Here is a 559-nt window from a genome sequence, read left to right as displayed (position 1 = left end):
CGACAATAGCATGATGGCACCACCTGATCCCTTCCCGAACTCAGAAGTGAAACATCATTGCGCCAATGGTAGTGTGGATTCGTCCATGTGAGAGTAGGTCATCGTCAGCTCTCTATTCTGAAATATCCCCCGACTAGTTATCTAGCCGGGGGATTTTCTTTGCCTAAGAAAAAGTGCCAAGATAAAAAATGCCAATGCGGGTTTAAAAAATCAGCTAGAATTCGAGTTTCCTGATAGATGACTTAGAGATTAGAGACTGATTTGGACCTATTTTTTAACAATCATTACCCTGTCAGTGAATTAAATAAGCCTTATTTTAGAATATTAAGAATAATATTTAGCTTCAAATAAGCAATTAACCCATCTAACGTCAGCTTAATACAACATCTACAGGTATTTCTAGCGTTTAAACCCAAATACATCGAATCCCTATTTTCCTATAACCCATTGAAAACTATGCATTATTAAAAATCTTGTCAAATAAACCTAAAAACCTCTGATAAAGCGGTTGACACCCACCTTAAACTCTATATAATACGCCCCACAGCAAAGGAAGCTA

At 37.2% G+C, this 559-nt stretch carries 1 rRNA gene; it reads left to right on the top strand.

The window, feature by feature from the left end:
* Window positions 1-110: ribosomal RNA gene (gene rrf / locus ACP7AE_RS14185) — 5S ribosomal RNA — on the top strand; the annotation flags it as partial.
* Between the last annotated feature and the right edge of the window lie 449 nt (window positions 111-559).

The organism is Psychrobacter sp. TWP2-1-2 (genome assembly GCF_049896785.1).
Lineage (GTDB): Bacteria > Pseudomonadota > Gammaproteobacteria > Pseudomonadales > Moraxellaceae > Psychrobacter.
The sequence above is the reverse complement of the archived record's forward strand: the minus strand, read 5'-3'. Positions and strand labels throughout refer to the sequence as shown.